This window comes from Terriglobales bacterium (assembly GCA_035567895.1).
Lineage (GTDB): Bacteria > Acidobacteriota > Terriglobia > Terriglobales > Acidobacteriaceae > Gp1-AA112.
This window is the reverse complement of the sequence record DATMPC010000022.1, coordinates 130,758-157,310: the sequence shown is the minus strand read 5'-3', so window position 1 is coordinate 157,310 and position 26,553 is coordinate 130,758. Positions and strand designations below refer to the sequence as shown.

Annotated in this window: 20 protein-coding genes and 1 tRNA gene; 12 read left to right on the top strand and 9 right to left on the bottom strand. The window is 56.1% G+C overall.

The window, feature by feature from the left end; translation table 11 throughout:
• The first annotated feature begins 39 nt into the window (after positions 1–39).
• From nagZ to VNX88_06520, 5 genes are all read left to right on the top strand, one after another.
• Positions 40–1,155 carry a beta-N-acetylhexosaminidase gene (gene nagZ / locus VNX88_06540; protein ID HWY68304.1) on the top strand — a complete coding sequence of 372 codons (1,116 nt, stop codon included), beginning with the start codon at positions 40–42 and terminating at the stop codon, positions 1,153–1,155.
• On the top strand, positions 1,152–2,327 hold the full coding sequence (locus VNX88_06535) for an anhydro-N-acetylmuramic acid kinase (GenBank protein HWY68303.1): 1,176 nt from the start codon (positions 1,152–1,154) through the stop codon (positions 2,325–2,327). The genes nagZ and VNX88_06535 overlap by 4 nt, the downstream gene beginning before the upstream one ends.
• A 20-nt stretch (positions 2,328–2,347) precedes the next feature.
• On the top strand, positions 2,348–3,874 hold the full coding sequence (locus tag VNX88_06530) for an ABC transporter substrate-binding protein (GenBank protein HWY68302.1): 1,527 nt from the start codon (positions 2,348–2,350) through the stop codon (positions 3,872–3,874).
• Positions 3,875–3,947: 73 nt separating this feature from the next.
• On the top strand, positions 3,948–4,745 hold the full coding sequence (locus VNX88_06525) for a TIGR00282 family metallophosphoesterase (protein HWY68301.1): 798 nt from the start codon (positions 3,948–3,950) through the stop codon (positions 4,743–4,745).
• Positions 4,746–4,771: 26 nt separating this feature from the next.
• The gene (locus VNX88_06520) at positions 4,772–5,551 is read left to right on the top strand and encodes a hypothetical protein (protein HWY68300.1); all 780 of its coding nucleotides are present in this window, start codon (positions 4,772–4,774) and stop codon (positions 5,549–5,551) included.
• Between the two features lie 77 nt (positions 5,552–5,628).
• Here VNX88_06520 and VNX88_06515 read toward each other — a convergent pair whose 3' ends face one another.
• Both VNX88_06515 and VNX88_06510 read right to left on the bottom strand, forming a co-directional pair.
• A complete protein-coding gene (locus tag VNX88_06515; protein ID HWY68299.1) occupies positions 5,629–6,504 on the bottom strand; it encodes a ChbG/HpnK family deacetylase in 876 nt (291 codons plus the stop codon).
• Between the two features lie 82 nt (positions 6,505–6,586).
• A complete protein-coding gene (locus VNX88_06510) occupies positions 6,587–6,979 on the bottom strand; it encodes a response regulator (GenBank protein HWY68298.1) in 393 nt (130 codons plus the stop codon).
• A 297-nt stretch (positions 6,980–7,276) separates the two neighbouring features.
• On the opposite strand from VNX88_06510, the gene VNX88_06505 reads away from it, so the two are divergent.
• Positions 7,277–7,353 (top strand) — tRNA-Val (locus VNX88_06505).
• 5 nt (positions 7,354–7,358) lie between these two features.
• On the opposite strand, the gene VNX88_06500 is transcribed toward VNX88_06505, so the two are convergent.
• Positions 7,359–8,012: an oxidoreductase gene (locus tag VNX88_06500; GenBank protein HWY68297.1), complete on the bottom strand. Its 654-nt coding sequence runs from the start codon at positions 8,010–8,012 to the stop codon at positions 7,359–7,361.
• A 163-nt stretch (positions 8,013–8,175) separates the two neighbouring features.
• On the opposite strand from VNX88_06500, the gene VNX88_06495 reads away from it, so the two are divergent.
• The 3 genes from VNX88_06495 to VNX88_06485 all read left to right on the top strand — a co-directional run bounded on the left by VNX88_06495 (position 8,176) and on the right by VNX88_06485 (position 11,081).
• Positions 8,176–9,102 (top strand): fatty acid desaturase, encoded by a 927-nt coding sequence (locus tag VNX88_06495; protein ID HWY68296.1) that lies wholly within the window; start codon positions 8,176–8,178, stop codon positions 9,100–9,102.
• A 345-nt stretch (positions 9,103–9,447) separates the two neighbouring features.
• A complete protein-coding gene (locus VNX88_06490) occupies positions 9,448–10,347 on the top strand; it encodes a HAMP domain-containing sensor histidine kinase (protein ID HWY68295.1) in 900 nt (299 codons plus the stop codon).
• The gene (locus tag VNX88_06485; GenBank protein ID HWY68294.1) at positions 10,344–11,081 is read left to right on the top strand and encodes a response regulator transcription factor; all 738 of its coding nucleotides are present in this window, start codon (positions 10,344–10,346) and stop codon (positions 11,079–11,081) included. The genes VNX88_06490 and VNX88_06485 overlap by 4 nt, the downstream gene beginning before the upstream one ends.
• 3 nt (positions 11,082–11,084) lie before the next feature.
• Here the strand turns inward: VNX88_06485 and VNX88_06480 are convergent, their stop codons facing one another.
• Positions 11,085–13,334, bottom strand: a complete 2,250-nt coding sequence (locus tag VNX88_06480; GenBank protein ID HWY68293.1) for a transferrin receptor-like dimerization domain-containing protein — start codon at positions 13,332–13,334, stop codon at positions 11,085–11,087.
• 330 nt (positions 13,335–13,664) lie between these two features.
• On the opposite strand from VNX88_06480, the gene VNX88_06475 reads away from it, so the two are divergent.
• A complete protein-coding gene (locus tag VNX88_06475) occupies positions 13,665–16,409 on the top strand; it encodes a hypothetical protein (protein HWY68292.1) in 2,745 nt (914 codons plus the stop codon).
• A 136-nt stretch (positions 16,410–16,545) separates the two neighbouring features.
• Here VNX88_06475 and VNX88_06470 read toward each other — a convergent pair whose 3' ends face one another.
• On the bottom strand, positions 16,546–16,764 hold the full coding sequence (locus VNX88_06470; protein HWY68291.1) for a hypothetical protein: 219 nt from the start codon (positions 16,762–16,764) through the stop codon (positions 16,546–16,548).
• 274 nt (positions 16,765–17,038) lie between these two features.
• Here VNX88_06470 and VNX88_06465 point away from each other — a divergent pair, with 274 nt between their 5' ends.
• Positions 17,039–18,778: a glycosyl hydrolase family 28 protein gene (locus tag VNX88_06465; GenBank protein HWY68290.1), complete on the top strand. Its 1,740-nt coding sequence runs from the start codon at positions 17,039–17,041 to the stop codon at positions 18,776–18,778.
• Between the two features lie 349 nt (positions 18,779–19,127).
• On the opposite strand, the gene VNX88_06460 is transcribed toward VNX88_06465, so the two are convergent.
• Entirely contained in the window at positions 19,128–20,696 is a 1,569-nt protein-coding gene (locus VNX88_06460) for a heme-binding protein (GenBank protein HWY68289.1), read from the bottom strand.
• Between the two features lie 121 nt (positions 20,697–20,817).
• Between VNX88_06460 and VNX88_06455 the strand changes: the two genes are divergently transcribed.
• Entirely contained in the window at positions 20,818–23,592 is a 2,775-nt protein-coding gene (locus tag VNX88_06455) for a beta-propeller fold lactonase family protein (GenBank protein ID HWY68288.1), read from the top strand.
• Positions 23,593–24,089: 497 nt separating this feature from the next.
• On the opposite strand, the gene VNX88_06450 is transcribed toward VNX88_06455, so the two are convergent.
• The 3 genes from VNX88_06450 to VNX88_06440 all read right to left on the bottom strand — a co-directional run bounded on the left by VNX88_06450 (position 24,090) and on the right by VNX88_06440 (position 26,468).
• Positions 24,090–24,851 carry an anti-sigma factor gene (locus VNX88_06450; GenBank protein HWY68287.1) on the bottom strand — a complete coding sequence of 254 codons (762 nt, stop codon included), beginning with the start codon at positions 24,849–24,851 and terminating at the stop codon, positions 24,090–24,092.
• The gene (locus VNX88_06445; GenBank protein HWY68286.1) at positions 24,848–25,405 is read right to left on the bottom strand and encodes a sigma-70 family RNA polymerase sigma factor; all 558 of its coding nucleotides are present in this window, start codon (positions 25,403–25,405) and stop codon (positions 24,848–24,850) included. Before VNX88_06445 ends, VNX88_06450 begins: the two co-directional genes overlap by 4 nt.
• Before the next feature lie 100 nt (positions 25,406–25,505).
• Entirely contained in the window at positions 25,506–26,468 is a 963-nt protein-coding gene (locus VNX88_06440; protein ID HWY68285.1) for a S1/P1 nuclease, read from the bottom strand.
• Between the last annotated feature and the right edge of the window lie 85 nt (positions 26,469–26,553).

The following is a 26,553-nucleotide window of genomic DNA, read 5'->3' as shown; positions in this document are numbered from 1 at the left end:
GCCGAAACCCGACAGCGTGTCTTACACTCGACGTACCACATGAGAGCCTCGTCACTCCCGCTGCGTCATCGTGTTGGACAACTGATCATCATGGGCCTCGAGGGCCCCGAAGTCTCTGCTGCCACCGGGCGTTTGCTTACGAGCATGCATCCCGGAGGCGTAATCCTTTTCGCGCGCAACATCCAATCGCCGCATCAATGCGCGCAGTTGCTCCGGATCTGCCAGACCGCGGTCAAAACGCCGCTGCTCCGCTGTGTAGACCTGGAAGGCGGCACTGTCGATCGCTTGCGAAACATCATTGCGCCAGCTCCCTCAGCGGCCGATGTTTTCCGCACAGACTCCGAGAAGCTCTTTGAAAAACATGGACGCATCATCGGCGAAGAGGTTCGTGCGCTTGGATTCAACGTAGACTTCGCCCCGGTCTTTGATCTCGATCTGCCCGAAGCACGCAACGTGTTAACCTCGCGAACGGTGTCTGACGACCCCAAGCAGGTAGTCCGATATGCTCAGCGGTTTCTGAAAGGGCTTACGGCTGCAAATGTCCTCGGCTGCGGGAAACACTTTCCCGGATTAGGAGGTGCTGATCTCGATACTCATAAAGAGCTGCCGGCGATTCAACGCACCTGGGATCAGCTCTGGTCCGAGGATCTTACACCGTATCGCGAGTTGAGCAAAGCCGTTCCCTTTGTAATGGTCGCTCATGCCACCTATCCGAAGGCTTCGAAGAAGGATCCGAAGACGCCTGCGTCATTGTCTCGTGCGTGGATCAATGAGGTGCTGAAAGAGAAGATCGGCTATCGTGGCCTGGTGATCTCCGACGATCTCGAAATGGGCGGGGTGCTGGCTGCAGCCTCAATGGAAGGCGCGGCACTGGGAACCTTGCGAGCCGGAGCCGACATATTTCTCGTTTGCCAGAAGGAAGAATTCGTCTGGCGCTGCTACGAGGCGGTGCTTCAGGAGGCGGAGCGCGATCGTAAATTTGCGGACATTGTTACTCGTGCTGCCGATCGTGTGCTGCGACTCAAAGCGTCAAGCAAGGCACTTAAGCAGACGATGGCACAGGAGCCCACGTCCGCCGAGACAGAGAATCTGAGAAAGAAGATGCAGGAATTCGCCCGCGAAGTGGAAAAGGAGTCGGCTGCTGGCCGGCTATGATCGTAGCCGGTGTGATGAGCGGTACGTCGGCGGACGGCATCGACGTTGCACTTGTTCGGATCGTTGGCAAAGGTTCCACGCTTCGTCTTCGGCTAATTGCCCACGACCACTTCGACTACCCCAGCGCAGTGCGCAAAGCGGTGCTCGCTGCCATGAATGCGCGTTCTGGGCGCGTCGCCGATCTTGCGCGCTTAAGTTTCTTGTTGGGGGAGCTGTACGCCGAAGCTGTGGCCAAAGCTGTCAAGAACCAGAGCGTCGCCATCGACCTCGTCGGTTGCCACGGCCAGACTCTCTATCATCAGGGCACGGCAGCCGGTTTTCTAGGACGGCCGATCACGACAACGTGGCAAACCGGCGAGGGTGCGGTGTTAGCTGCTCGTGTTGGAGTTCCGGTTGTTTCTGATTTTCGGCCCGCGGACATGGCTATGGGAGGCAACGGGGCGCCTCTGGTTCCGTTGCTCGACGTCGCCTACTACGCTCACCCTAACAAGCTGCGGGTTCTGCAAAATCTCGGAGGCATCGGCAATCTGACCATCATTCCTTCCGCAACCCACGTTGAAAAAATGGAGCGCGTCATAGCCTTCGATACCGGTCCCGGAAATATGGTCATCGACGCTTGCGCTCAAGAGCTCTTCGGCAAGCACTACGATGTGAACGGTGCCATTGCTGCAAAAGGAACAGTGATTGAGGCCGCGCTGGCTCGAGCCCTGCAGCATCCCTTCTTTCGACGGAAGCCGCCCAAGAGCGCAGGGCGCGAAGAATTCGGGCGTGAATTCGTCGCACTGTTTCTGCGCTGGTGTGGCCCGCGAGCTGATAAATTTGACGTTCTGGCCACTGCCACTGCCCTCACCGCAAGTTCAATCGGTGCGGCTGTCCGGCAGGCGCTTGCGATGCTCAAGTTGCCGACGCCGTTTCCGCAGCGAAAGGCTGAGTACGTTGCCAGCGGTGGTGGCGTGCAGAACCGAACTCTCATGAAAATGATCTCCGAGCAGGTTCAGCCCCTCGGCTTTCGCGTGCTCACCTCTGATGACCTGGGCTTGCCTAGTCAGGCCAAAGAGGCGGTAGCATTTGCACTGCTCGCGTATCAAACATGGCATCGGCAGCCGGGAAATGTGCCAAGTGCCACTGGAGCAAGGCGTGCTGTAGTGCTGGGGAAGATCAGTTATCCATGAGTTTCACAGAAGTAGTACGTATGAAACACGCTGCAGTTTGCGTGTCGCTCCTGGCGACGTTATTCCTCGGCTGTTCGCGTAATCGTCCCGACCCCAAGACGATCACGCTGCTCATCGAGTCCAGTCCGGCAAACCTGGACCCACGCATCGGTACAGACGCTCAATCCGAGCGCATTGACGAACTGCTGTTCGATTCCCTCGTACGTAAGGACGAGCACTTCAATCTGCAGCCTTGGGTAGCCGAGAGTTGGGACATTCGCGATCCACTGACCTATGTTTTTCATCTGCGCAAGGGAATTCGCTTTCATGATGGACGTTCGCTCGGGGCTCGAGACGTAAAGTGGAGCATCGACTCGATGACCGATGGGACCGTAGTGAGCTCTAAGACAGCGACTACGAGCTATCAGCACATAGCCAATATCGAGGCTCCTGACGACCAAACGGTGATCTTTCACATGAAAGACCCCGATTCGGGACTTCCATGGAATCTTTCAGATGGTGCGATGGGCATCGTTCCTTATGGCAGCGATAAGAGCTTCGGTCAGCATCTGGTGGGCAGCGGGCCATTCAAGCTCGTGAAAAATGAGCAAGACAATGAAGTGATCATCGTCCGCAACGATGAGTATTGGGCAGATAAGCCCAAAGTGGAACGCGTTCGCTTCGCAGTCGTTCCCGACACAACCACGCGTGCCCTCGAATTACGCAAGGGAAGCGCAGATGTCGAGATCAATGCTCTTACCGCTGATATGGTGCGTTCGTTGCGCGCCGATCAAAGTTTGGTCGTTGAGCAAGCTCCAGGCACATCGGTTCAATACCTGGCCTTTAACCTGCGGGATCCTGTACTGAGCGACGTTCGCGTGCGCCAGGCGATTGCCTACGCTATCGATGTGCAACCAATCATCCAATACCTATGGCGCGGCACGGTGCGACCTGTCGCGAGCGTGATTCCTCAAGTGCATTGGGCATACGACAGTACGTTGAGTCCGTATCAGCGAGGCGTGCCGAAGGCAAAGGAACTGCTGAAGGAAGCCGGTTACTCAACCGAGGCCGGCAAGCGCCTGCATCTGGTGATGAAGACCTCCACTGAAGAGACCAGCCGCTTGTTGGCGGTGATCCTGCAGCAACAGTTACACGACGTTGGAATCGATCTCGAAGTCCGAACCTTCGAATTCGCTACGTTTTACGCGGACGTCGTGAAAGGTGCGTTTCAGATATACACACTGCGATGGGTAGGAGGCGCCAACCAGGATCCGGAGATCTTCGAGTACATCCTGGACAGCAAAAGCTTTGCTCCGCGCCGCGCCAACCGCAGCTATTATTCGAATCCGCAGGTTGATGCGTGGATCGAACAGGCGCGGGTTGAACTAGATCAGGGCAAGCGCAAGGAAATCTACGCGAAGATCCAACAGCAAGTGCTGCATGATCTGCCTTCGCTTAACCTGTGGTCGTTGGACAACGTCGTCGTGCACACCGCGAGGGTGAAAAACCTCCATCCCGATCCTGCAGGGAACTACGATTTCCTGCGTGAAGCCGAGGTCGCGGAGTGAACGTCCGTTCTGGAACAGAGCCCCTGGTTGTGCTCGGCCCAAACACCAGATTAATCGCCTGTTATCCTGACGAGTGCAAATTCTCTTCATCGGCGACGTCTTCGGCAGTCCGGGGCGCAAGATCGTGCGCGAGCATGTGCACCATCTCGTCGAGAGCAACAGAGCTGAATTACTCGTGATTAACGTCGAAAACGCCGCAGGTGGATTCGGTGTTACGCCTGCAATTTGTGAGGAATTTTTCGAACTTGGTGCGGACGTGCTCACGACCGGCAATCACGTGTGGGACAAGAAGGAGATCGGCGAGTATCTCGATTCGGGAATGAAGAATGGCAACTCGGCCGCGCGGCGCGTGCTGCGTCCCGCGAATTATCCTGCTACCACTCCGGGCAGCGGGCACTACGAAGGAGTGACGCGCAGTGGCGTGGCTTATGCCGTAATGAACCTGCAAGGCAGAGTCTTCATGGTCCAGAACGATTGCCCATTCAGAACCGCAGATCGACTGCTCGGGCAAACGAAAGCAAAGGTGATTCTCGTGGATATGCACGCCGAGGCGACTTCGGAAAAAATCGCCATGGGCTGGTATCTCGACGGCCGTGTAACAGCCGTCCTCGGCACGCATACTCACGTTGCCACGGCAGATACACGGGTGTTACCGAATGGGACAGCCTATCAGACGGATGTCGGTATGAGCGGGCCGCATGATAGTGTGATTGGTGTCGAAAAAGAGCAGGTATTGGCTCGATTCCTAACCAGCATGCCCAATCGCTTCGATGCCGCTCGCGGCGATGTTCGGTTGAACGGCGTGCTTATCGACTGCGATCCTCAGACCGGTTGCGCTAGCAGTATTCAGCGAATCGTTTTGGGACAGTAAAACCAAATCACAAATCGGGAGCGCGATTGTCTTTCGAGGAAATCAGAATCAGCCATAGTGATGTGCAGGCGACGATTGCGCCTGCCCGAGGTGCTCTTGTATCGAGTCTTCAGATCGGCGACAAGCAAGTCCTCTACATCGATCGCGCAACCTTCGACGATCCCGGCAAGAATGTGCGGGGTGGTATTCCAGTGCTTTTTCCCTATGCGGGAAAGCTGGAGAACGGCATTCTGAACGTTTCCGGCACGAAGATGGGCCAACATGGCTTTGGTCGTAATCGGACATGGGAGATAAAAGAGCAGAAGCCATGGCGGCTACGTTTAGCGCTTGTGCCAGAAGAATCCGACCAGACAGCGTACCCGTTTCACTTCTTCGCGGAACAAACCTGCACAATTCTGCCGTGCGGTCTTGAAATCGAGCTGTGCGTCTTCAACAACGGTGAGCAGCCGATGCCGGTCTCGCCCGGATGGCATCCTTATTTCAACTGTGCCGGTCATGAGAAGGGCAATGTGCAAACCGGTGTGGCTGCCGTGGATCGCACTCAATTTGGCAACGAGCGCGAATTCGACTTTGGAGTCGTTGCGCCACCGAATGGGCGCGCCAATTTCCGCATCCCTCAACTCGGGCCAATGACGCTCAGCTTCTCGCCTGAGATGCGTCACCTTCAGTTCTGGTCACAGCCCGGCAAGGACTTCATCTGCATCGAGCCGTTTACCGGGCCGAACAACACGATCAATACCGACCGCCGGATCGACATTCCGCCCGGTCAGGCGCACACGTTTTGGATGAAGCTCGAACTTGAGTGAGCCCTCCGCCTAAGCCGCGGTGCCAGCGCATGGCGAAACATTCATTGCGGTGGATTGCATCCGCGCAATGACATGGTTCATAAATCGCTGTAATTGATTAGCTGGATGCCGGACTTGCGAAGTAGATCGAGAGTCTGCGGGGAAGTCAGGAGTTCGAGCTCTATTGCCCTCGACTGTTTCAATTCAGTGGTAGTTTCCATAAGTTGATGGTCGTTGTATCCGGGATGCGTCACAAGTTCCCAAGTTCCATCCGGCATGGCTTCAACCAGACGGGATAGCAGATTCCGATCGAGCAGCCCAGTTACTGCAATTCCAATGGTTCCATCCGCCGTCTTCATTCCGTGTTGGTCGACTGCACGACGAAATTGGGATTGAAGCGCGCGCAAGGCGGTTACCTGTGCAGAGCGATGCCATGAGCGCAAGCTGGAACCTTTATGGGTCGCGGCTACTGACCATGCTGGCTCGAAGGGATTGCGGATCGCTGACACTCGGTGATCGCAAGCAGCTCGCAGCACTCCGCGCAACACCTCCGGCAGGATGTGCGAGTGCATGTGGCAATCTACGTGGGACAACGATAGCCCACGAGCCTGCAGCCGTTCAATTTGGGCGGCGGCTTCTTTATGAACATCCGCAGTGCGTACCTGCCCCGCCACAGACGCTATAACCAGGTGAGAGATTCCCTTTCGAAACCTTGCGCCAGTGCCGTTGCGCGAGCCGATAAGCGTTGCCACGTTATCGGGTTTCGACAACGGCTTGCCATCAACCAGGACGACGTGGCATCCGGTCCGTAGCGACGGATGCTGCGATGCGATTGCGATGGCGTCGTCGGTTCCAGCCCCGTTCGCCATGACCGTAGCCGAAGTAACTAGACCTGCACGGTGAGCCTCAGCGATTGCGCGATTTACGCCAGCGGTCATGCCAAAGTCGTCAGCGTTAATGATCAGACGGCGCATTATGAGAAGTCAGTTTAGCAATTGCTTAAAACGGCACGGCCTCCGCCGAGGCGGAGGCCGGTCTTGGGGGAGGGCAAGCTGGTTATGAACTGACGACACTTGCCGGTTCATCGGTTCGGGCGACTCCGTTGCCTTCGCCGAGATAGAACTTGATCTTTTCAAGCAGTGCAGGAAACAGATCTTCCTTCTGCAGGCAGGCGTTCACATCTTTCCCGCCGTCGACGGGACCGTATCCCGTCACGATGATTACCGGGGTGTTTGGACTCTTCTCGCGGATACGATGGGCAAGTTCAACTCCGTTCATGCCGTCCATGCGGAAGTCGGTGACCAGAATGTCGAAATCCTGCTGGCTGAATTTCTCCAGCGCCTCTTTGGCACTATACGCGCTAACCGCCTTGTAGCCCTGCATTTCGAGGATCTCGCAGCTCAAGCGGGCCAGCACTTCATGATCGTCGACAAACAGGATGGCTTTCATGCCCATTGCACCTTTCCTTGATCTTGCTTTCTTTTATGGCCGACGTGTTTGGTGACAGCGAACTTAATGCGAGCACCCGGGGGATAGAAGGACGGCACTAACTTTCACTCGCATTAGTTGCCAGACGCGAGCAGAAGGATGCCCGAAATGTAAACAGAAGGTGCACCCGCGGACCATGCTTGCGCGCTTAATGTCTGCAAACCAGAGACTTAGAGGAAGGGCATTAACCACCGGATTGCTCCGTGTGAAGTTCGTGTGCTACCGTCAGAAAAGCCCGCCATGTTAGCTTCACGATCGGGGCGGTTAGCTCAGCTGGTTAGAGCGCCTGCCTTACAAGCAGGAGGTCGCAGGTTCGAGTCCTGCACTGCCCACCATCCGATCATTCGCCTGCCAATTTGATCATTTCGTCATACTCGTAAATGCGAGCTCCAGAGCTCCCAGACAACGCAGCATTGACCATTGCGCGTGCGACGGCGTTGGCATGAATTGGACGATACTTGCGAAGTCCTCCAACCATTGCAATTTTCAGAGCTTCGGCGAGAACCATGCCGACGCGCTCGCCACTGCGTTGTTCGCTTCTCTCTCCGATCAGGAAGCTGGGGCGAAAGATGTGCAACGCTCCGAACGACAGTTTTCGCAGTGCATCCTCGAGCTCGCCCTTCGTGCGCAAGTAAGAGTTGCTTGAGCCAGAATTAGCGCCTACTGAGGACACAAGCAGGAATTGTCTGGCGCCCGCAGCAAGGCCGCCTTCAGCAACGTGGAACGGATATTCGAAATCAACGCGCCGGAATGCGGGCTGGGATCCCGCTTTCTTGATAGTCGTTCCAAGAGCGCAATAAACGTCGTCGGCCGTAGACAAATTTCCCAGATTGTTAAAGTCGACGATCTGCTCCTGCAGCTTCGGATGGTCAATTCCTGTGTGCCGGCGCACCAAAGCCGTGACGCTTGCGTACTCTGGCGAGGCAAGCAGGAACTGGAGACAATTCGAGCCGACTAATCCAGTACCGCCGACGATTAGCGCGGATTTGGGCATATTTTGCGATTTTCTTTGCGCCATTTCCGCGGATAGGAGATCAGCGGCCAGCGCTTGGTATTACCTCGGTAATCAGGGACGAGCGGTATTACATAACTATTACACGGCTCTTATTCTGCGGTTGTTATGTTGAAAGATGTTGTTGAGGCTGCAAACGGAGACTATGAGCGCAATCATTACACCTGACACTCTTGGCAAACCAGCGGTTTCGCAGATTTATTCGGCGAAGCGGGGAAAAATCAACTGGTATACCGCCTTCGTGATGGCGGTCTTCCACATTGGCGCGATCGCTGCACTGTTCATGTTCAGTTGGAAGGCGCTGCTTGTCACCGCCATTCTCTGGTACTTCTCTCTGAGTTTCGGAATCGGGATGGGCTATCACCGGCTGCTGACGCATCGCGGGTACAAGGTTCCGAAATGGCTTGAGTACTTCCTCACCACTTGCGCCACACTCGCTCTTGAGGGTGGACCGATATTCTGGGTAGGCACGCACCGCATACATCATCAGACCAGCGATCGCGAAGGCGACCCGCACAGTCCGCGTGATGGCGGCTGGTGGGCGCACATGGGATGGATCGTCAGTGGCGAAGTTCTCCACCACGGTAATCCGGAACTCGAACGGTACACTCCCGATCTTCGTCGCGACAAGTTTCACGTTTGGTTGACCAAGTGGCATTGGGTCCCGCTCACCACGCTGGGCTTAATTCTGCTCGCTGTGGGGGGCTGGACCTACGTCATGTGGTGCATCTTCTTCCGTGTGACCGTCGGACTGCATGCCACCTGGCTGGTGAATTCGGCTACACACATGTGGGGTAGCCGGCGCTTCGTCACCAAGGACGACTCTACTAACAACTGGTGGGTCGCGATGGTGACTTTCGGTGAAGGATGGCACAACAACCATCATGCTCATCCGGTTTCGGCGCGTCATGGCCTAGCCTGGTACGAAGTCGATTTGAACTACTACGGCATATGCATGCTCAAAGCGATTGGCCTTGCGAAAGATGTCAAGGTGGTCGACATGCCGAAGAAGCTGCGCGAGCAGGAAGAAAAGCTCGCAGCAGGGGCAAAGCCGGAGCTGGTTTCGGCCTAAGTTTCCTCCCTCGGGTCTACTTATGAAGTTCCGGTCGTACGCGGCCGGAACTTTTATTTTTTGGCCTATTAGGAATTGAGTTGTGCATCAATTGCGAACTGTCATCCTGAGGCCCGATGTTGGCCGAAGGATCTCCCGCAATGCATCAGTCTGAATTGCCGTTTCGAGGCTCTTTACGAGAATTCTGGCCGAAGAGCCAGGACGCAACAATCAAATCCGAAATATTCCGGGAGGTCCTTCGGCCAAAACCGGCCTCAGGATGACAGTTTTGAGACTGCATGGCCATTTTCCGCAAGCTGCCAGAGATCAGGGTCTGCGCTAAACTCAAACGTAGGGCTCCACTAGATGCGAGTTACCAGCCGCCGCAAAGCGATCGCGTTTTTCATTACGTTGAGTTCGTGTGTGATCGCGGCCGCGGTCACGCTGAACGTCAGTTGGATCGTGATCAACTGGCGCGAGCTTGGGACACTGATTCTCGGCGTCATATTTTTCGGCATTGTTATCGCCGGGCTGGTACTGAATACGATCTTCCTGGTTCGGGAAATCCGGCGCAACGAGAAGCAGGACAGCTTCCTTCATGCCGTCACCCACGAACTGAAGACTCCCCTCACCTCCATTCGGCTTTATCTGCAGACACTCCAGAGCCGCAAAGTCGACGAGCAGCAGCGGAACGAGTTTTACCGCGTCATGCTCTCAGACTCCGACCGGCTGCTTAAGACCGTAGAGCAGGTGCTGCAAGCTGCCGAACTTGGTCACAGTCGCGACAAGCTGGAAGATATTGTCGATATGGAGAAGCTCGTCCGCGAATGTCTTGACGAGGCACGTACTCATCATCATCTTTCAGCCGAGTCCTTGCGCCTGCTGGTAGAAAGCAGTCAGGGTTCGCCGAAGGTGACTGCTAACCGCGAGGAGTTGCGCTCTGCCATCTCCAATATCCTAGACAACGCGATTAAGTACTCGGGCGACAAAGTCGATATCGAGGTACAACTCCGAGCCGACACAGATAAAAATGTTTCTGTGCGGGTGCGCGACAACGGTATTGGGATTCCTCGCAGCGAACTAAAGCAGGTTTTCAAGCGCTTCTATCGTGTTGCCGACCGCGAAGTAGCGCGCGTGAAGGGAAGCGGCCTGGGACTGTTTATCGTGCGCAGCATCGCAAAGAAATACGGCGGCAATGCCTTCGCCGAGAGTGAAGGGCCAGGGCGCGGCGCAACTATCATTCTCCAGCTTCCGCGAGTCGTATGAGCCGAGTGCTGATCGTAGAAGACGAAGAACATCTCGCCCGTGGACTCAAATTCAACCTCGAGGCAGAGGGCATCGATGCGGAGGTCGTGGGCGACGGCGAGACTGGGCTTGAGCGTCTGCTGCGCGCTGACAGTGGAGTGGACGCCGTGATTCTCGACGTGATGCTCCCGGGCATCTCAGGTTTCGAAGTAGTCTCACAGCTCCGCAACGCCAAACAGTATGTTCCCGTTCTGATGCTCACTGCCCGCGGCCGTCCCGAGGACGTGTTGCGCGGCTTCGAGGCCGGGGTAGACGACTATCTTCCCAAGCCGTTTGAATTAGCCATTCTCGTGGCTCGCCTTCGCGGGTTGATGCGCCGCAAACAGTGGGGAAGCGGGGTTGAACCTAACAGTTCGCAAGAGAGAGCTTCGAACTCGGAGGAGTCGAGCACATTTTCTTTTGACGGCAAGAGCATCGATTTCACTACGTTGGAGCTGCGGCTGAAGAAGGAAACAATTCAGCTTACTGTGATGGAAGCGGAGCTGCTACGACATCTGATTCGCAATGAAGGGAAGGTTGTCTCGCGCAAATCCATTCTGGAAGATGTCTGGTCACTCCACGAAGACACCGACACCCGCGCCATCGACAACTTTATCGTGCGATTGAGACGCTACATCGAAGCGGAACCATCAAAACCCAAACATCTGCTGACGGTTCGCGGAGTCGGTTACAAGTTCATCGCCAATCCCAAGTGAGTTTTACTTGATTTTTCCAATTTCGGCGGTGGCCTGGTCGATTAGCTCCGACTCAGCCTGAAGCACTTTGGCAACGTTCAGCACCTGCTCCTCGGCTTCTTTGTAGCGTTTCTCCTCGATGGCCTCACGCACTCCCGGCATCGTTTTAGGCGCGTAGCCCGTGTACCAGCCCGGCGCATAGATCTGGTGCTTGTACCACGGACGGCGTGGGAGTCCCTGATTTAGAGTCAGGCGGCGTTCGCTCTGCAGCAATAAACGATTCAAGGCTTCCAAGCTTGCGCTTGCGTCTGTCTTCTGCAAGCCAGACGAGGCTTTCTGATACTTCTCGGCGCTGCTGCTGAGGGCAGCGATTGCATTATCAAGCGGGGAAAAGTTGATGAACGGCGGTACCTCTGCGCGTTTTGGAGCGACGGTTGGACGTCGCGGATCAGAGGTTGCCGTATACACACCATCGTCGAGTTTCTGATTCGTCTCGTTCGCTTCGTCCTGCTGATCTTTCAGGAGCTTCTTCAGTTCATCGGTGTACTTCTTCATGGTGTCGGCGAAGTCGGTGAACTGATAGGGCAAAACGTCAGCATCCGCGAAGCGCATGACCATCGTACCGATGGTCTGCGACAAAGCGCGCGAGTAAACAAACTCAGTGTCAGAGAAGTGCGTGTACCAATAGAAGTCGTCATAAATCGAGTGGTAGATGCCCTCATTGTCTTCGCCTGAGTAGCTGATGTTCAGAGAAGCAACACCTAGGTGATCAAGGAACGTAGTAAAGTCCGTTCCTGAGCCTAGAGGATCGATGCGAAGATCCGCGCGCTGTCTGGCCTCCTTGCGTTCATCGGGATTGCCGGATTCGATCTCTGAAGCCTGTTTGCGTTTCCACACGGAAATCTGCTTCTCCGGATCCCGCACATCCTTGGCGACCTCATTGACGAATGCTTCCAGCGAGTGAGATCCACCTGCGTCGAGGTAGCCGCGAGTGTTGCCATCAGTGTTGATATAGATCGCGGCGTGCTGCTGCAGTTCTTGTCCATGGTATTCGGCCCATTCTGTGGAACCAAGCAGCATTGGCTCTTCACCATCCCACGCGCAGTAAACGATCGTGCGCTTCGGTCTCCAACCCTGCTTGAGCAGCAGCGAGAGCGCTCGCGCCTCTTCCAGAAGTGCGATCTGTCCCGAAACAGGATCTTCGGCGCCGTTCACCCAAGCGTCGTGATGATTCCCGCGAACAATCCAAGTATCTGGATCGGTCGATCCAGGAATCCTGAACACGACGTCATACACGGGCTTGATGTCCCAGTTTGCTGCCACGCGTAGATGAACCTTCGCTGGACCGGGACCGACGTGGTAGGGCAGAGGCAGAGCACCTCGCCATTCCTTGGGAGCCATTGGTCCAGCTAGAGCTTGCAGCAGCGGCTGGGCGTCCGCGTAAGAGATCGGCAAGACTGGAATCTTTGTAATCGTCTCAGCATCCTCGCGTCGGAGGCGCTTTGCGTCGGAGGTCGCGCCAACTCCCGGCGTCAGCGGATCGCCGGGGTAGTGCACGAAGTCCATCACGCTACCTCGTTGCACACCGTCTTTAGGACGCATCGGACCTTCGGGAAAAACAGGTTCCTGGAAATAGCCGTCATCATCTGGATCGGAATAAATCAGACAGCCAACTGCGCCATGTTCGTAGGCGACTTTTGGCTTAATGCCCCGCCATGAGTTTCCATACTTGGCGATAACGATCGCGCCTTTGACTGAAATGCCTAACCGTTCGAGGCCCTCATAGTCCTTGGGCAAACCATAATTAACAAATACGAGGGGAGCCGTAACGTCGCCGTCCGCGGAATAGGCGTTGTACGTGGGCAATTGTTCAGACTTCTGTCCGCTGGTTGGATCAACGGCCAGCGCCGGCTCCTCCAGCTTCGCGCGGAATTGAGTAGGAGCAACCATCTCGACCAGACGATCCTTCGGTGTGGGGAATAGGACATGGAAGGTCTCGATCTGCGCGTCGAGTCCCCATTCCTTGAACTTACCGAGGATCCACTGAGCATTGTCCTTGTCGTATGGAGAACCCACATGGTGTGGACGGGCGCTCATCCGCTGCATGTACTCGCGCTGCAGAGCGGAGTTGGGAATCGCCCGGAACTTTGTCTCCCAGTCATGTTCCACCTCGGCGGATTCGTGCCTATAGCCAAAGAAATTGTCGTTTTGTGCGGCGTTGAGGGGAAACAGAGAAATAAGGATCAGCAGAATTGCAAGAGTCAGCCTTCGCATTGAGCCTCATCGACGAGAAAGAGTCGGGCCGGAATTGTAAATGAGTACTTCAACGCCACGAACGTGTCTTCGTGCAGACAGTTGAAGAAACGAGCGCCGGGTGCCCTCGGCGGCGCAGGTTGGCCATAGGAGAATCTTTTGGAATTCTCGGCTTCAACGTTCCCCGGCGAGGGCGCCCGGCGCTCCGGGGAATTTCGCTGATGGCCTGAGATATCCCCTGAAGCCTGGACTTCCACAAGACACTGCCTCAACAAGAGTGGGATTGGTACAATCGCTCTCCCCGAATTTCAGAGCCTTGCGGAAGTCGACTTGGTACCTAGGAGGGGTCCCTTGGCAAAGTCCACTGGTGTGGACCAACGCGCTGCGAAGTCAGAGACGGCCACTCTGGAGAACGAGCCGGTTGTCCAGACCAAACGCGTAGCCACGAACGAAGAGGAACGGCTGTACTCTCCGTTCAAGGGGTTCGTTCCACCTTGGCGACGCTGGGGTCCATACCTGAGCGCCCGATCCTGGGGCACCGTCCGCGAAGACTACAGCCCAAGTGGCGACGCGTGGAACTACCTCAGCCACGATATGGCTCGCAGCAAGGCCTACCGCTGGGGCGAGGACGCTATCGCAGGACTCTGTGATCGCTACCAAATTCTCTGTTTCGGCCTCGCGCTATGGAACGGACGCGATCCCATCCTGAAGGAGCGCTACTTCGGCCTCACCTCCCAGGAAGGCAACCGTGGTGAGGACGTAAAGGAGTACTACTTCTACCTCGACAACACGCCCACCCACAGCTACATGAAGATGCTGTACAAGTACCCGCAGTCGGAATTCCCATATGCGGAACTTGTTGAAGAGAATCGCCTGCGCGGAGGTAGCGGCCCGGAATACGAGCTGATCGATACCGGAGTATTTGATGAAGATCGATATTTCGATGTCTTCGTCGAATTCGCCAAGGCCGACGCGGAAGACATCTGCATCAAGATCGAAGCCTTCAATCGCGGACCTGATGAAGCCGAACTCCACTTGATTCCCACACTCTGGTTCCGCAACACCTGGGGATGGACCGATCCACCGGGGCGAGAGCCAACGATCCTGCGTGGCATAGAAGACGAATGCTCAGTCCTGTGGGCCGATGATAGCGGCGCCGACCGTCTCCATAATCTGATCTTCGAATATTCGGTGGGCAATCGCTTTCTTTATGGGCCAAAAGGCGCTCAATTGCTCTTTACCAATAATGAGACGAATGCTGAACGAGTTTACGGCCCAGGAAACATCAGTCGCCGGCGGCACACGAAGGATGCGTTCCACCGCTACATCGTCAATGGCGAGGACTGCGTAAGTCACGAAGAGTTGGGAACCAAGGCTTGCATGGTTTATCGCGCAAACGTGCCCTCCGGCAGATCCCACGTTTTGTATTTGCGGTTGACGCCGGATCATCGGAATTCTCCGTTGAAGGATATCGAGAAGGTCTTTGAGGCACGGCGGCACGAGGCAGACGAGTTCTACGATTCCGTCCATCCTGAGCGCGCGGACGAAGACGAAACAATGATCCAGCGCCAGGCATTCGCCGGAATGCTCTGGAGCAAGCAGATTTACCTCTTCGACGTCAGCCTCTGGCTCGAAGGCGACAACCGCAAGTTTCCTCCGCCGCAATCGCGCAAGACGATCCGCAATCACCATTGGCGACACTTGAACTCCATGCGCATCCTGTCTGTGCCGGACAAGTGGGAGTATCCGTGGTTCGCAGCCTGGGATTTGGCCTTCCAGTGCACGACGCTCGCCCTAGTGGATCCGGAATTTGCAAAAGAAAACCTCTGGGTAATGCTCTTCGAGCAATTCCAGCATCCCAACGGACAGATCCCCGCCTACGAATGGGAGTTCTCCGATCTGAATCCGCCGGTGCACGCCTGGGCGGTTTGGCGTGTGTACAACCGCGACCTCGAGCGTCATGGAGTCGGCGACAAGAAATTTCTAGAGAAATGTTTTCATAAGTTGCTGATCAACTTCGCCTGGTGGGTGAATAAGGTCGACAGCCAGGGCAACAACGTTTTCGAGGGTGGCTTCCTCGGACTGGACAATATCGCTGTCATAGATCGCAGCGAACGGCTGGAAGGAGGAGCGGTCCTCGAACAGTCGGACGCCACCGGATGGATGGGATTCTTCTGCCTCTATCTCATGCGCATAGCGCTGGAATTGGCGGAAGAAAACAAGGTCTACGAGAGTCTCGCCATCAAGTTCTTCGAGCACTTCATTTACATCGGCTCGGCGATGAAGCACATGGGCGGGCGACGCTATACGCTATGGGACGAGCGCGAAGGCTTCTTCTATGACGTTCTGCGTCTTCCTGGCGGTGAGTTTCACAAGTTCCGCGTGCGTTCGCTGGTCGGCTTGATCCCGATGTACGCGACGGAAGTTGTGAATTCGCGCGAACTCGACCGCCACCAGGAGTTTCTGGCGAGCGTGAAGTGGTTTCTGAGCGAGCGTCCTGACCTTGCGGTTGGATGCTACACCGATGCGCGCGAGAATACTGAACTGCATGTGCTTTCCATTTTGGAAGAGCATCAGCTCAAGGCAATACTCGAACGCTTGTGGGACGAGAATGAGTTCCTCTCCGACTATGGCGTTCGCAGCCTCTCAAAATTCCATGAGCGGCATCCGTTCCGTTTCGGAAATAAGGAAGTACGCTACGAGCCGGCAGAAGCCGACTCCAAGATCAAGGGCGGCAATTCCAACTGGCGCGGGCCGATCTGGTTTCCGACCTCCTATCTTCTGATTCGGTCGCTCAAGAAGTTTGGCGATGCCATGGGCCCGCACTGGGGCATCCACCGCGGCGGCAAGCTGATTACTCCTGCGATCATGGCCGAGGAAATCGCGAATCGCATGATCAATCTTTTCAAGCGTGATGGAAAAGGCCGGCGTCCAGTGAATGGAAATATCCGCAAATTCCAGGACGATCCGCACTGGCGCGACTACCTGCTCTTTTACGAATACTTCCACGGAGACACCGGTGCGGGACTCGGGGCAAGCCACCAAACCGGGTGGACTGGACTCGTCGCCAATCTGATCCATGAATGGCGCAGATAGCGAACAGCTCTATCGAGCACCCGCCATGAGTGAGCAACAAGGAAATCGCGCAGCGCGGCATTTCTCAGCCCAATACCGTAAGCCTTGGGCCTGTTGGCCTAAGACGAGCGCCGTCGGCGCGGCACTGTTTCGCGGCTCACGAGGATCTGCCTCTGGCAGCGATCATCAAGCCTACTCCCGCCAGTACAATCACGCCGCTAATTGCAGGAGAAATCTTCTCCTCAGTGCGTGTTTCCACACCGAGCGATACGTCACCTGCCTTTAGTCCATGCTTCTCAGTATGCGGAATGGGAACGAAAAGCAACACTACTCCGACGATCACCGCAACCAGTCCCAGCCAGAACAAAGCTTTCATCGAGTTATTCTCCTCGCCTCTCTCGCTGCAACGATCTGGAGAGCCGAACAAGCATAATGCAACGGCTCACACCGGTGCTGGTTTCACAAATATGCGCATTGGTTCAGGGAGGGGCATCGGCTTTAGCCGTGCCGTCCAACGGTCCTCTTCCACGGCACGGCTGAAGCCGATGCCCTTCCCTAATGCCTCTGCTTGCCAGATAACACCATTTCAAAGGATAGAAGGGAAGATAAGCTGTTGCCCCTGGTGCTACTAGGACGAACAAGGGATGACGATGACCCACCCGAATGAAGTTTCGCTGTCGCGACGTAAGTGGCTAAGCCTTGCAGCTACGGCCTCGGTGGGTTCAGGCGTGCTGGGTGTCACCAACATGATGGCGCAAACGGGAGCGCCTTCCAGCAGCTCCAGCCACGATCTCGGAACGCGCACCTACAACATCCGCGACTTTGGTGCGAAAGGCGATGCGGTGACGCTCGATACCGCAGCAGTACAGGCAGCGATCGATGCCTGCAACAAAGATCAGGGTGGAACGGTACTTGTGCCCGCAGGTGTGTTCGTGATCGGCACGATTGAGATGAAGAGCAACGTGACGCTTCATATCGCCGCTCAGGGCAAACTACTTGGCAGCGCCGATGGAAAGCAATATCACGCAGCCGACGCGATTCCGCTCAGCGGTGATTCCACGCTGAACGATGGCAACGTCGGGCTCATCTTCGCCGTGAATGCGGATAATTTCACCATCGAAGGTCCGGGAACAATCGACGGGCAGGGCTTTCAGTTTCACAGTCCCACGCGAGGCGTTCCGCCACCATCTGGCCGTGGTGGGAATAATCGTCCTTACCACCTCCTGTTTCATCAATGTAAGAACATCGCGGTGCGAGACATAACGCTCCTCGAGAGCGCCTATCATTCGATTCGCATCATTCAGTCGAGTTATGTGAACCTGACCGGCATTCATATCCACAATCGTGTGAACAGCAACAACGATGGATTTCACTTCATCAGCGCGCAACACGTTCATATCAGCAACTGCACGGTCGAATGCCAGGACGATGCCTGCGCTCTGTTCGGCAGTTGTAAGTACGTAACAGTCACTAATTGCTCGTTCAGCACGCGCTGGTCTGTGTTCCGTTTTGGAGGGGGTGAAGCTGAGAACATCGTAGTCTCAAACTGCCTGATCTACGAAACATATGGATGCCCAATCAAGATGCATTGCGGATCGGGAGCCCGCTTCGAAAACATGTCATTTTCCAATTTGGTAATGAAGAACGTGACTGGTCCGATCGCGATCAACGTCGGGCAGCAGCCGAGACGTTCACAACAGCCGCCTGCTTTCGCTGCAGCAGGTACTCCGACTGCTCAGCCGGAATCGAGAGCACAGGACTCCCGTCCACCCGGTGTTGTTCGCAATATTTCTTTCAGCAACATTCACGCCACTGTCGTTGTTCCCGTGCAACTGGCTGATGTGCCTTTCACCAGTGGATATCGGCCCGCGGAAGTGAAATCGTGTATTTCGCTGAACTGCGTGGAAGGAACGCTCGAGAAGATTACGTTCGACGATGTGCACGTAACGTTTCCGGGCGGCGGTACCGCCGAGGAGGCCGTGCTGCGCGATGTTCCCAAGGTCGCCGGCGAGTATTTCGAGACCGGAATCTTACCTTCCTACGCGCTGTTTGTGCGCAACGTGCGGGGAATAACGCTGAGCAACGTGCGCTTTGAGGTTGCCAGCACTGAGGCTCGTCCGGCAGTAGTCTTTGATCACGTGAGTGACGCGGCGGTGAACGGTTTCAGCGTGCAGGGAACCAAAGAGTCTGAATCGACGCTTCGGTTCATCGACTCGCACGACGTGCTTCTGACGGCTACACGCTTGCTTGCGGCCGCCCAAACCTTCCTTCAGGTGGAGGGTGCGGCGAGTGGGAGCATCACAGTGGATGGTGGTGACTTGTCGAAGGCATCATCAGCTGTAGCGTTCAAGGCTGGTGCTTCGCAGAAGGCCGTGAAGCTGAGGGTATGAAAGCGCTTTGACTAATCCGCAGGGTTCTCAACTTGGGTGTGCTCCGCGACGAGACCCGAAAGATTTCCTGTTGTGACCAGGAGTGTCGCGCTGTGTGCGACACGGATGAGAATAGCCCGGCGGTGCAACCCCGGGTGTCAAGGTGTTCTCCCATCGAGTCGCGGCTTTCTAGCCCGACGGCTGATCGCTCTTCCGACGCAAATCCATTCAGCCGTCCCGCTAAAGACGCGGGACTCGTACAAGAACGACCTTCCCCGGAGTTTCACTCCAGGCTAGTTTCAGTCGTGCCGCCCAGAACGCGGCACTGGATTACTTTAGGAGGGAGGTTGGCTTGAGCGGGAAAGCCCAGCTATTGGCTCCCAGATCCCTGCGTACCCAACAGCGTCGGATTCCTCGGGAACTTGAAGTAAGGTAGTCGCACAGGGCCTCCGGGGGCGGGCAATTCGATGCTATCGGCTCGCTTGCTTACGTCAGGTACAAATTGCTGCGCCGCGCCGAACGTGTCGAAGTCGTCCTGGTCGACGCCGTCGCCGCTCACTCCGAATCCCCCAACCATCACACCATTCTTGTAAAGCGGAGTGCTGCCGGGAAAGAAGACAATCCCATTCTGGAACTGATTCGGCGCTTGATGTCCATTCGTGCAAGGGTGTGCGACGTCGAAGAGAAACAAGTTGAAGAATGGGCCGGGAGGGTTCGCGTCAATGCCAGGCGGGAAAAATGGCTGTGCTCCAAAGCTGATTGTGCGATTCGTTACTGCTGTTCCCGGAGGCACCCCTGGCATATCCTGAGGATCGACCGCCGCGCTGGAGAAGTAGATTACGTTCCTGGCTTTTGCAACGGCAACGTCGGCGGAAAAGATAGTCGCGTCCGGCATGCGATACAGTGCGAGCAGATCGCCATTGAGATCGGCCACGGCGAAGATGAAGCGTGCTGGTGAACCGTCGGGCAAGCGAATGACGGCGCGCTCGTTATTGGCCACGCTGATGGCTGTGTCAACGATGCTGTTCACGTCTTGAATTGTCAGACCGTTCGCTCCGGCTTTCCTCGTGATCAAATCGCCATCGGGCGCTGGGCCAGGACTGTCGCTCGGTCCAACATGGAAAGAGCCGTTGGCCGTGCCCGCACTAATGCCCGGAGGCGGCACCTGATTCTGCACGAATGGCAGCGCGATGCCGCCGATGATCACCACGCCCGGAGGAGCAACGTTTGGCACAAGTCCGGCACCGGCGATCCCGGAAAACGCCGCGAACTCGTCGGCGTCGTTGCTGGAGCCAGCTACGCCAACACCACCAGCCAGCTTTCCGTTCTTGAAGATGGGAACTCCGCCGCCGAGAACTGCGTTCGGATCGGAGTCAAACAGATTGGCCTTGCCGGTCACGATACCGGTCCCGTTGGCGCTTCCGTCTATCGAGCGGGATGGCGGCAGAGCCTTGCCGGGAAGGTAGGTCGTATTGAATGGGCATCCGCGATTTGTGTTCTCGATGCCGTAGAGATCGGCGTTGGGAACATTGGTAATGCCTGGCGGGAAGTGAATGCCGCTGATGTACCTCACCGTGCGCGACGACAGAGGCGCCTGATCATTGGAAAAGAACGACGCCGTGCGGGCCAATCCAACTGCGAGCTCCCGCGTGTCTGTGGCTAATCCGAAGTTCCCGATCGCGGTCGCCGGAGTGCCTGGCTTTACGTAGACAGCCAGAATATTTCCCTGGCGATTGGTTACAGCTATTGCAACTGGGACATTCACCGATGCCGCCGCGGCCGTAACCACCTTCTGGACGTCCTGAGCTGTCAATTGGTCCGCGTTGGTCTGCTGGCCCGGAGGAGGAGCGGGCGTCGGCTGTGGCTGGTCGCCGCCTCCGCACGAGATGATCCAAAGCAAGACGGCGAGGCAGGCCGACTGAAGAACACGCTTACTCATCTGATTAGGCCGGGGGAAAGTTGCAGGGAAGTTTAGCTACTCGACCGCAACTCCACAATAGCAATATGGATGACCCAGAATTTCACGAGCCGTTTAAGAACTTCATTTACCATCGCTTGCTATGAAAAAAGCTCTACTCGGAGTAGTGCTTATCCTCTGTACGGGCGGTCTTGGGCTCCGGATTCTTCAGGGTTTCTCGGAAAAGAATGGTCGGCTGGTTCTCCCCAGCAGCAAAGTGCTACTGGAGCATGTTCCCGGCAATCCGCAATCAACTAACAGCTTTCCCACGGCGGTCGCAGTGTCGCCGGACGGCAAGTATTTGGCTCTGCTAAACGATGGCTACGGAACTTTCGAGTCCGATTACAAGCAGTCGATAGCAATTCTTAACATAGCGACTGACAAGCTTACCGACTTTCCCGACGCCCGCCTCGAGCGCCATGCTCACCAGACGTACTTCTACGGACTGGCATTCAGTCCGGACGGAAAAAAGCTCTATGCCAGCATGAGCTCGATGACCGATCCAGCGGGCAAGGACGCTGGCAACACTGGCAGCGGCATTGCTACTTACGACTTTGCTGATGGGAGCATCACGCCCCTCGGATTCATTCGTTTTCCAGCCTCGGGACGGCCCGCTCCGCCGAAGACCGCTCCTGAAGATCCGGACGAGGAGCCTGGCACTGGACCGGGCTTTACCGTGCCGTTTCCGACCGGAATTACCGCCTTCCAGCAAGAGGGTAAGGAACTGCTTCTGGTTGCGGACAATCTATCCGATGCGGCCGAGATCGTTGATCCAGTTTCGAACGAGATTCGCCGAATTGACCTCTCTGTGTATCGCGCGGTGCCGGGTTCATATCCATTCGCAACTCTCGTGACCAAAGACGGGAGTACCGGCTACGTCAGCCTGTGGAACGCCTCTCGGGTTGCTGAGCTGGATCTCGGTTCTGGAAAGTTGCAGCGAATGGTTGAGCTTCACCTTCCGTCGCAGGTCGAGAAGGCGGGATCGCATCCGACTGCGCTTCTGCTTAGTCCAGATGAGAAGCGCCTCTACGTAGCTTTAGCCAATACCGACGAAGTTGCAGTGATCGACCGCGCGAGTGGAAATGTCTTTTACCTCAGCACGAAACTTCCAGAGCAACGTTACGGAGGCAATTTCCCCATTGCGCTGGCCCTCACTCCCGACGGAAACAGGCTGTTTGTTGCGAATGCAAGCTCCGATGCTGTCACCGTCTTCGACAATCCACGTCCCAATTCGAAACCGCGCGGATTTATTCCGACCGAATGGTATCCGACGGCGCTGGCAGTTCATAACGGCGAACTGTTTATCGCCACTGGAAAAGGAAAGGGAACAGGTCCCAATAAGGGACTCGCTGGCAAGGTCGATGGGAAGGATCGTACGGGCTACATCGCAACGCTATTGCACGGGTCGCTGGCGCGCCTCCCAATCGCCGACATCGACTCGCATCTCGCAGGTTGGACTGAAGAGGTAATGGCCAGCAATCTGATGCGTGGAAACTCGGACCAGATTGCGTTCGCCACGGGGCGCAATCCTATCAAGCACGTAATCTACGTGATCAAGGAAAACCGCACCTACGACCAGATTCTTGGCGATCTCGGAGCAGGCGACGGAGATCCCTCGCTCACAATGTATGGCGAAGAAGTCACTCCCAACCAGCACAAGCTGGCGCGGCAATTTGGCGTGCTCGACAACTTCTATGACAGTGGAGAGGTTTCTGGCGACGGGCACGTGTGGTCAAACGCCGCTATTACTAGCGACTACACCGAGCAGACCTGGCAAATCGACTATCGCAGTAAGGAGCGAACGTACGACTATGAAGGCGTGGTCGATGAGCGGTATCCAATTCAGGAACACATTCCAGATGTCAACGAGCCGGGAACCGGCTACTTGTGGGGCAATCTCGCGCGCCATGGCGTTACATATCGTCATTACGGGGAATTCATCTCCACGAAGTTCTGCAATCAGCGGCAGACCGAAGCTATGCCACAGGAAGGCACCCCGCTTCCTCAAGGCAAGCCTTGTCCAATTAACTCGATAAAGCCTGGTGACGCTTTGCCGGACTATCTAGGAGAGCCGCACGGAAGTAAGAGCCCATGGCCTTGGGAGATTCCAATGATTTCGGAGAACATTGCGGTGAAACCCGAGTTGGTGGGGCATTTCGATCCGCGCTTTCCCGATTTCAATTTGCACTTTCCCGATCAGCTTCGTGCCGACGAATTTCTCAACGAGTTCGATCGGTTTGTTGCGAAGCGCGCGGCAGGACGCGACACGATGCCGCAGTTCATTCTTCTGCGTCTGCCCAACGACCATACTTCGGCGACCAAACCGGGAATTGCCACACCTGCAGCCGCGATTGCCGATAACGATCTTGCATTGGGGCGTGTGGTGGACGCTGTTTCGCACAGTCCTTATTGGCAGGACACGGCGATCTTCGTCTTGGAGGACGACGCACAGAACGGAGCAGATCACGTGGACGCTCATCGCAGCATCGCCTGGGCGATCAGCCGCTTTTCGCCGCGGCAGCCGAGCGGCACGCCATCTGTCGATCACACCTTCTACACAACCGTGAACATGGTGCACACCATCGAGGCACTGCTCGGTGTTCCACCGATGAACAACAACGACTCCCATGCTGCTGTGATGGCGCCCATGTTCTCCGGCAAAGGTGATCAACCGCCGTTTGCGGCTGATAGGCGGAATCGCGAGAATGGCCTCTTATACAAGATGAATCCGCCGAAAGGACCAGACGCCAAGCAGTCGGCTAATCTCGACTTTTCTCGTGAAGACGCAGCCGACGCGGGTGTACTGAATGCGATTCTTTGGCGCGATCGAATGGGCAATCGGCCAATGCCGAAGACCCCGGGTGCAGAGTTTAAGTAAGAGTAATTCGCCACGGAGGACAAGTGGAGCGTCAGGGACTTGGTCGCTAGCGAGCTGGTTTCTGGCTAACTTAGCAGAAAAACATCGATTTCTGTCCCAAAAGGCACGTTTTTGTGCCCCGAAATCACGCCTAAACGACCTCAAAAATTGCGCCAGTGGTCGGATTGGCTCGCTTCACGAATGGATCGGCTGCATCCTCATTTAATACCGGGCCCTCGCGAAGGAGAATTTTACCCAATCGGGAAAATCGCTTGGAATTCGTTTTAGGGCATCCGGGAGCATGGGTTGGCGTCCCGGGGTACATTCAGCGCCTAAGAACGCGCCAGAAGGCGCGTAATCGCTTTTAATTCGTATTCTACGACTGTTCGCTAATTCGATTCTTGGACCAAGCTCGCAAAATGGCCTCGTAAGCCATACATCGGCGACGCCGAGGTATTGGTACTGATAGGAACACGTCGCATCTCCGGCCGTGTACTCCGTGGTAAAAAAAAGGGGTTCTAAGCCCCTGCCATCACGATGGGCATGGTGGGTGTTTGGCTGCCGCCTTCTGGCTCGATCGTCACCGCGAACATTTTGGGTGCAGCCTTGTCCATGTTCGGCTTGATCATCGAGGCATTGCCTTGCGCGTCCGGTTTGAATGTGCCGAACGGCATTGGCGCTGAGCCACTTGCCGGTATCAACCACAATTGATAGACCTTCTGCGGCGGCAGCGCTGGGAGGTGTTGAGCGGTGAAGACCAGCGTGCCGGTCTTCTGCATGTAGCTCGCGCGCCCTTCCGGAACTGGCTGCGACTTAGTAGCCACCAGAGCGAAGTGGCTTGATTCTGGTGAAGTTAATGTATCCAAAACCAGTTGGGCGCGCTCCAAATCGGCCTGCCGTTGTGCTGAAGCCTGCTGCGAAGCGTCCAGTTTGCGTCGCAGTCCCGTGTTTTCCCGCCACAGCATCAAGCCAAAGATGGCGAGAAGAACGGCTGCGAAGGATGGCACGAAGCTCCACCATGGGCGATGCATCACGATGCTCTTAGAACGGCGTGGCTCTGCCTTTACCGCCCTTAGCAAGCGTTCGCGTGAACGCTGTGGCGGGGCCGGTCCCACGCTCGACAAGGCCAGTAATGCCATATCCGAATTCAGGTCGCCCAGCTCACGTCGGCATTCAGGGCAATCGTCAAGGTGCCGACGGACTTCCAAGGCCTGCTGCTCAGGCAGCTCGCGCAGGGCGTACAGCACCAGATCGTCGGTGATCTGTTGATGGTCTCTCATGCGGCGAGTGCCTTTCGTAGAGTTAGTAGTGCTGAGCGAATTCGCGTCTTGATTGTTCCCAGCGGTTCCCCAGTCTTGCTGGCGATTTCTGAATGGGTGAGCCCTTCGAAAAATGCCATCTCCAACGGCTTGCGTTGCTCGGCAGGCAATTGCTCCACGACGGCACGAATTTTCGCAATCGCCATGTTGCGATCAGTTGTCTGCTCAATCCGCGTATCCACCGCGACGATTACATCTTCGATGTCAGACTCAGGACGGCGGCGGCGCAGCTGATCAATCGCGCGATGACGTGTGATCACCGCGAGCCACGCCCCGAGGCTGCCGCGATTGGAATCGAACGTCTGTGGATTCCGCCAAAGTTGGAGAAAAATTTCCTGCAAAATGTCTTCCGCCTGTGTGGTCTCACCCAACACGCGCAACGCTACTGAGTAAACAACCTGGGAATAGCGGTCGTGTAGAGTGGCGAGCGCGTCCTCATCACCTGCCCGGATTCTCGATATCAGCATGGAATCCGTTATTTGCGGCTGATCTTTGGCGCTCGGCGCCGTGCTCATTTCCTCTCCCTAAGAACGATGCGGTCTGGCGGTCGGATTTACGGCTGGCTTACTGGAATCCGAGATTCTACCTCAGCGAGGGTAACCAAGGTAACGGTGCCTATGATTTACCGAGGGCTGCGTTTAGCAGGGCTGCCAGGCGGATTCCCGCTTTTGTAAGTTGCTCCTCGGCAATCGGGTGGGAGACGTTGTCATAGCGTTCCCCCAGCACCATGTGCAGGTCCGCCAGGCGCTTGGCAATGTGATTGTTGTCTGAGCAGGATGTCGCCTGGGGATTGATGTCGCGCGGCAGGTTTGCCGGCAACGCACGATAGGCGCTAAAGGCCAGATCGTGGCCTTCCCATGCCCAATCCGCGGCCTGACCTGAGTTCCAGCGCTGGAGGCGCGGACGGAAGCGGAAGTCGAGGAAATCAGCAAACTCCTCAACGGTCATATCGTGCGAGGCCAGCATGCTCTGCGGAATGCCGGTGTCCCAGACCGAGTGCAAATTGGGGAAATATTCCTCTTTTTGCGCGTTAGTCACGCGGGGCTCTTCACCCTCGAACTCCACCGGAACGCAGTTGCCGCCCTCATCCCCGTTGGTTTCGTCGTGCAGAGGCTGGTGAATGTCTCCCAGAAAATGAATTAGAAAGCGCAATGCATCTGCGCGAGTTTTTGCGTCATTGCCGGCCTTGAGTTGCTGCGTGTATTTCGTAATCGCGTCGACGATGCAGCCCTGCTTGCAGGCATCGCTGATGTCGTATTTGTCGCGCGTAGCGTTAAGAGGAATGTTGATGTAGTGCAGTGGGCCTGTGTCCGACTGTTCAGCGCGTACATCATCAGCCCAGCTCGCAACCTCAACCATCGGCGGTAGCCCCGACGTGCGGCAAAAGTGGCGAAGCGTGGACGCCACCGGACTTGCAGCCAAGATAGCATTCACCTGACTTGCAACCTGGGGCTGAAGGTGCTTCATTGCGATCAGAGCAACGATTTGATGCCCTTCACAGCCCCACGCAATTGCAGGCAGAGGAGCAAGAGAAATTACGAACAATGCAAGAGAGCACAGCAGCCGTTTGATCATCATCGGCAGAGATTCTATAGCACAGTAGTTCCAGTAGAAGACGCAGCCTGCTGCGTCTCTACTGAGCGGCAACTATCATGCACGAATA

Excerpts from the sequence above, each read along its gene's own strand:
- nagZ (HWY68304.1), top strand. The coding sequence starts at position 40 with ATGAGAGCCTCGTCACTCCCGCTGCGTCATCGTGTTGGACAACTGATC.
- VNX88_06535 (HWY68303.1), top strand. The coding sequence starts at position 1,152 with ATGATCGTAGCCGGTGTGATGAGCGGTACGTCGGCGGACGGCATCGAC.
- VNX88_06530 (HWY68302.1), top strand. The coding sequence starts at position 2,348 with ATGAAACACGCTGCAGTTTGCGTGTCGCTCCTGGCGACGTTATTCCTC.
- VNX88_06515 (HWY68299.1), bottom strand. The coding sequence starts at position 6,504 with ATGCGCCGTCTGATCATTAACGCTGACGACTTTGGCATGACCGCTGGC.
- VNX88_06510 (HWY68298.1), bottom strand. The coding sequence starts at position 6,979 with ATGAAAGCCATCCTGTTTGTCGACGATCATGAAGTGCTGGCCCGCTTG.
- VNX88_06500 (HWY68297.1), bottom strand. The coding sequence starts at position 8,012 with ATGCCCAAATCCGCGCTAATCGTCGGCGGTACTGGATTAGTCGGCTCG.
- VNX88_06495 (HWY68296.1), top strand. The coding sequence starts at position 8,176 with ATGAGCGCAATCATTACACCTGACACTCTTGGCAAACCAGCGGTTTCG.
- VNX88_06490 (HWY68295.1), top strand. The coding sequence starts at position 9,448 with ATGCGAGTTACCAGCCGCCGCAAAGCGATCGCGTTTTTCATTACGTTG.
- VNX88_06485 (HWY68294.1), top strand. The coding sequence starts at position 10,344 with ATGAGCCGAGTGCTGATCGTAGAAGACGAAGAACATCTCGCCCGTGGA.
- VNX88_06480 (HWY68293.1), bottom strand. The coding sequence starts at position 13,334 with ATGCGAAGGCTGACTCTTGCAATTCTGCTGATCCTTATTTCTCTGTTT.
- VNX88_06470 (HWY68291.1), bottom strand. The coding sequence starts at position 16,764 with ATGAAAGCTTTGTTCTGGCTGGGACTGGTTGCGGTGATCGTCGGAGTA.
- VNX88_06465 (HWY68290.1), top strand. The coding sequence starts at position 17,039 with ATGACCCACCCGAATGAAGTTTCGCTGTCGCGACGTAAGTGGCTAAGC.
- VNX88_06460 (HWY68289.1), bottom strand. The coding sequence starts at position 20,696 with ATGAGTAAGCGTGTTCTTCAGTCGGCCTGCCTCGCCGTCTTGCTTTGG.
- VNX88_06455 (HWY68288.1), top strand. The coding sequence starts at position 20,818 with ATGAAAAAAGCTCTACTCGGAGTAGTGCTTATCCTCTGTACGGGCGGT.
- VNX88_06450 (HWY68287.1), bottom strand. The coding sequence starts at position 24,851 with ATGAGAGACCATCAACAGATCACCGACGATCTGGTGCTGTACGCCCTG.
- VNX88_06445 (HWY68286.1), bottom strand. The coding sequence starts at position 25,405 with ATGAGCACGGCGCCGAGCGCCAAAGATCAGCCGCAAATAACGGATTCC.
- VNX88_06440 (HWY68285.1), bottom strand. The coding sequence starts at position 26,468 with ATGATGATCAAACGGCTGCTGTGCTCTCTTGCATTGTTCGTAATTTCT.